6 protein-coding genes are annotated in these 4,495 nt (G+C 71.3%); 4 read left to right on the top strand and 2 right to left on the bottom strand.

Translation table 11 applies throughout. The features are described from left to right. The 3 genes from ACFOWE_RS15685 to ACFOWE_RS15675 all read left to right on the top strand — a co-directional run. Positions 1 to 399, top strand: a 399-nt coding sequence (locus ACFOWE_RS15685) for an aminotransferase class V-fold PLP-dependent enzyme (protein WP_377288300.1), incomplete at its 5' end; no start/stop codon positions are given. Between the two features lie 34 nt (positions 400 to 433). Beyond that, positions 434 to 703, top strand: a complete 270-nt coding sequence (locus ACFOWE_RS15680) for a sulfurtransferase TusA family protein (RefSeq protein WP_377288298.1) — start codon at positions 434 to 436, stop codon at positions 701 to 703. 62 nt (positions 704 to 765) lie between these two features. Continuing rightward, positions 766 to 1,188, top strand: coding sequence for a CBS domain-containing protein (locus ACFOWE_RS15675; RefSeq protein WP_377288296.1), 423 nt, complete (start codon positions 766 to 768; stop codon positions 1,186 to 1,188). Between the two features lie 234 nt (positions 1,189 to 1,422). Here the strand turns inward: ACFOWE_RS15675 and ACFOWE_RS15670 are convergent, their stop codons facing one another. Together ACFOWE_RS15670 and erpA are read right to left on the bottom strand one after the other, a co-directional pair. Continuing rightward, positions 1,423 to 2,409, bottom strand: coding sequence for a carbohydrate kinase family protein (locus tag ACFOWE_RS15670; RefSeq protein ID WP_377288294.1), 987 nt, complete (start codon positions 2,407 to 2,409; stop codon positions 1,423 to 1,425). A 350-nt stretch (positions 2,410 to 2,759) separates the two neighbouring features. Next, positions 2,760 to 3,113, bottom strand: a complete 354-nt coding sequence (gene erpA / locus ACFOWE_RS15665) for an iron-sulfur cluster insertion protein ErpA (RefSeq protein WP_377288292.1) — start codon at positions 3,111 to 3,113, stop codon at positions 2,760 to 2,762. A gap of 182 nt (positions 3,114 to 3,295) precedes the next feature. On the opposite strand from erpA, the gene nadA reads away from it, so the two are divergent. After that, a complete protein-coding gene (gene nadA / locus ACFOWE_RS15660; RefSeq protein ID WP_377288290.1) occupies positions 3,296 to 4,450 on the top strand; it encodes a quinolinate synthase NadA in 1,155 nt (384 codons plus the stop codon). Positions 4,451 to 4,495 lie beyond the last annotated feature (45 nt).

The following is a 4,495-nucleotide window of genomic DNA, read 5'->3' as shown; positions in this document are numbered from 1 at the left end:
CGGGCCGCGGCCGCCGAGGCGGAGCAGGAGGGGGCCCGGCTGGCGGCCCTGGTCGACCGGATCAGGGCCGAGGTGCCCCGGCTCGTCCCCGACGTCGAGGTCATCGGCGACCCCGTGGCGCGGGCGCCGCACATCGTCACCTTCTCCTGCCTCTACGTGGAGGGCGAGGCGCTGCTGACCGAGCTGGACCGGGCGGGATTCGCCGTATCCTCCGGAAGCTCCTGCACGGCGAGTACGCTTCGTCCATCGCACGTCCTGGAGGCGATGGGCGTGCTCACCCATGGGAACGTCCGGGTGTCGCTGCCCCGGGGCGCGTCCGCCGCGGACGTCGACCGGTTCCTCGCCCTGCTGCCGGAGGCCGTGCGCAGGATCCGCGAGGAGGCGGGAGTCAGGTCATGAGCACGATTCGGGGAGTGATTCGGGGAGTGAGAGAGTGACGACGCCGAGACCAGCAGCGGAGGGGGCCGTCCAGCAGCCGGCGCTGACCGTCGACGCCCTGGGCAAGAAGTGCCCTATCCCGATCATCATGCTCGCCGAGCAGATCAACCACGTGCCGCTGAACGGGGTCGTCGCCGTGCTGGCCGACGACCCGGCGGCCTTCACCGACGTGCCCGCCTGGTGCCGGCTGAAGTCGCACCACCACGTGGGCAGCTACGAGCTCCCCCAGGGGGGCTGGGCCATCCACGTGCGGCGCAATTACTGATTCGCCCTGGAATGGGTACGCCTCCCCTGGAACGCGACCTCAACGTTTCGGGGGGAGACGTCATGAGCGGGAACACCGCCAAGGACCTGATGAACTCCGGCTGCCAGTGCATCCAGGCGGAGGAGACACTCGACCGGGCCGCGCAGATGATGAAGGAGATGGACGTCGGGGCCCTGCCCATCTGCGGCAGCGACGACCGGCTCAAGGGCATCATCACCGACCGCGACATCGTCGTGAAGTGCATCGCCGAGGGCAGGGACCCGTCGCGGACCACCGCGGGAGACCTCGCCACCGGCCTGGTCTGGATCTCGGCCGACGCCAGCGTCGAGGAGGCGCTGGCCAAGATGGAGGACAACCAGATCAAGCGGCTCCCGGTCATCGAGAACGGCCGGATCGCCGGCATGATCAGCGAGGCCGACCTGGCCAGGAACCTGCCCGAGGACAAGCTCGCCGACTTCGTCCACCGCGTCTACGCCAGGGGCTGAGCCTCCGGCGTCCACTTCCCCGGGGGCCGGGCGCCTCCGCGGGACAGGGGCGGGCCGCCGCGGGATGGGAGCCGGGCCGCCCCTGAGACGGCCGTGCGCCGCGCCCCCGTGCGGGGGCGCGGCGCACGGCCGTACGGCGGGCCGCGGCGGACCGCGGCCGGCAGGAGAGCACGTCAGGCTCCGTCCGATGGCCCGCGGCGGATCGCGGGCGTCCGGTGGGCGCGTCAGGCTCCGTCAGGCGTGGTGGCAGCGCACGTGGGCGGCCACCTCGGCCGCGGCCTCGGCGCCGTAGGCCGCGGCGAACCGCTCCAGGAAGACCTTCTGGCCGAGCTCGTACTCCTGGCAGCCGACGCGCTCCAGGACGTGGGTGGCGGTGAGGTTGCCGATCTGCCCGCAGCGCTCCAGGGAGAGCCCCCAGGCCACCCCGGCCAGGAAACCCGCGCGGAAGGCGTCGCCGACGCCGGTGGGGTCGGCCTTGCCGAGCTCGGGCGCCGGGGACACGTGCAGCGACGGCTCGCCCCTGCGGTCGATGACGGCGCCCTTGGGGCCGAGCGTGGTGACGCGGACGCCGACCCGGTCGAGGATGTCCTCGTCGGACCAGCCGGTCTTCTGCTCGATCAGCCCCTTCTCGTAGTCGTTGCTGAACAGGTAGGCGGCGCCCTCGATCAGCAGGCGGATCTGCTCACCGGGCATGCGGGCCAGCTGCTGGGAGGGGTCGGCCGCGAACCGGATGCCCCGCTGGCGCGCCTCGTCGGTGTGGCGGAGCATCGCGTCGGGGTCGTTGGGGCTGATCAGCACCAGGTCGAGCCCGTCCACCCGGTCGGCGATCGGCTGCAGCTCGATCAGCCGGGCCTCGGCCATCGCGCCGGTGTAGAACGACGCGATCTGGTTGTGCTCCTCGTCGGTGGTGCACAGGAAGCGGGCGGTGTGGTGCGTCTCCGAGACGTGCACCGAGCCGCAGTCGACCCCGTGGCGCTCCAGCCAGGACCGGTAGTCGGCGAAGTCCGTGCCGACCGCGCCGACCAGGATGGGCGACAGGCCCAGGCAGCCCATGCCGAAGGCGATGTTGGCCGCGCAGCCGCCACGGCGGACTTGCAGGTCGTCCACGAGGAACGACAGGGAGACCCGGTCGAGCTGGTCGGCGATCAGCTGGTCGCCGAAACGGCCCGGGAAGGTCATCAGGTGGTCGGTCGCGATGGAGCCGGTGACGGCGATGCGCACGGGGTCGTTCTCCTCGTTGTCGGCATCTTCGGGCGGTGAGCCACGCAAGGATACGCGAACCGCCGGCGCCCCGCGCGGACTCGGAGCCCTCCGGCGGGCGTCCCGCGGCCCCCCGCGTGATCAGGGAGAAGGCCTCCGGGGAGGGCGAGGCGCTCCGGCCATCGCGGCGGCGGGGGCGTGGAAGGGAATGAAAGGCCTGAAGGGGCCTGAAGGGGCCTGGAGTGGCCTGGAGTGGCCTGGGCGGCATGGAACGGCTCACCGTCCGGGACGCGCGCTCTGGGCGCGGCGTCCCGGACGGTGACCCGGATGCTCCGGGTCCGTGCCCGCTCAGCCGAGCGGGTCGTGCCCGATTAGTTGAACGAGTCGCCGCAGGCGCAGGAGCCGGTGGCGTTCGGGTTGTCGATCGTGAAGCCCTGCTTCTCGATCGTGTCCACGAAGTCGATCGTGGCGCCCATGAGGTACGGCGCGCTCATCCGGTCGGTGACCACGCTGACGCCGTCGAAGTCGGTGACGATGTCGCCGTCCATCGAACGGTCGTCGAAGAAGAGCTGGTAGCGCAGGCCGGAGCAGCCACCGGGCTGCACGGCCACACGCAGCTGGAGGCCCTCCTCGCCCTGCTGCTCCAGCAGGCTCTTGACCTTGGCCGCGGCCGCGTCGCTCAGGATGAGGCCCTGGGCCGTGGTCTCGCTGCTCTCAACCGACATGTGGTGACTCCCGCGTCTACGTCAGCCGCCCTCTCGAGGCGGCCGTCTGTCTCTGACGTCCTTCTCAGACGCTACCAACACCCGCGGGATGCCATGCATTCCGCGTCCCCCTCCCTGCGGAATAAATCCGCGGAGCCGTGTGTCATCATTAGTCGTCAGTTAGACGATAAGGGGGTGTGGTCGTGACGACCACCGAGACCGGGCTTCCGCTCTTCGTCCTCGGCCGCCAGGCCGATCCGCACAGCGAACGGGGGGTGGACTGTCCCGGCGAGCTGCCGCCGGCCTCGGACCCGGCGCTCGTGGAGCGGGCGCGGCGGGCCAAGGCGGCGCTCGGCGACCGGGTCTTCGTGCTCGGCCACCACTACCAGCGCGACGAGGTCATCCAGTTCGCCGACGTGACCGGCGACTCCTTCAAGCTCGCCCAGCAGGCCGCGGCCCGTCCCGAGGCCGAGTACATCGTCTTCTGCGGCGTGCACTTCATGGCCGAGTCGGCGGACATCCTGACCGCCGACACCCAGAAGGTCGTGCTGCCGGACATGGCGGCGGGCTGCTCGATGGCCGACATGGCCACCTTCGACCAGGTCGAGGAGTGCTGGGACGCGCTCGCGGACGCCGGGATCGCCGACGTCACGGTGCCGATCACCTACATGAACTCCAGCGCGGACATCAAGGCGTTCTGCGGGCGCAACGGCGGCGCCGTGTGCACCTCCTCCAACGCGCGCCGGGCCCTGGAGTGGGCGTTCTCCCGCGGCGAGAAGGTGCTCTTCCTCCCCGACCAGCACCTGGGCCGCAACACCGCGGTGCTGGAGATGGGCCTGTCCCTCGACGACTGCGTCGTCTACAACCCGCACCGGCCGAACGGCGGCCTGACCGACGAGCAGCTGCGCGACGCCAAGATGATCCTGTGGCGGGGGCACTGCTCGGTGCACGGGCGCTTCACCGCCGAGAGCGTGGACGACGTCCGCGAGCGCGTCCCCGGCGTCAACGTGCTGGTCCACCCCGAGTGCCGGCACGAGGTGGTCGTCAAGGCCGACCACGTCGGCTCGACGGAGTACATCATCAGGATGCTCACCGAGGCCCCGTCCGGCTCCTCCTGGGCGATCGGCACCGAGCTGAACCTCGTCAAGCGCCTGGCGGCCATGTTCCCCGACAAGAACGTGTCGTTCCTGGACCGGACCGTCTGCTACTGCTCGACGATGAACCGGATCGACCTGCCGCACCTGGTGTGGGCGCTGGAGTCCCTGGCCGCCGGCCAGGTCCCCAACCAGATCACCGTGGACGCGGAGACCACGCACTGGGCCAAGGCCGCCCTGGACCGGATGCTGGCCCTGCCCTGACGGTCCCCGCGCGCGGCGCGCGCCACGCGGAAGGCCCCGGCGGTC

The sequence above is a fragment of the Planomonospora corallina genome, from assembly GCF_042650625.1.
Taxonomy (GTDB): domain Bacteria; phylum Actinomycetota; class Actinomycetes; order Streptosporangiales; family Streptosporangiaceae; genus Planomonospora_B; species Planomonospora_B corallina.
The sequence above is the reverse complement of the archived record's forward strand: the minus strand, read 5'-3'. Positions and strand labels throughout refer to the sequence as shown.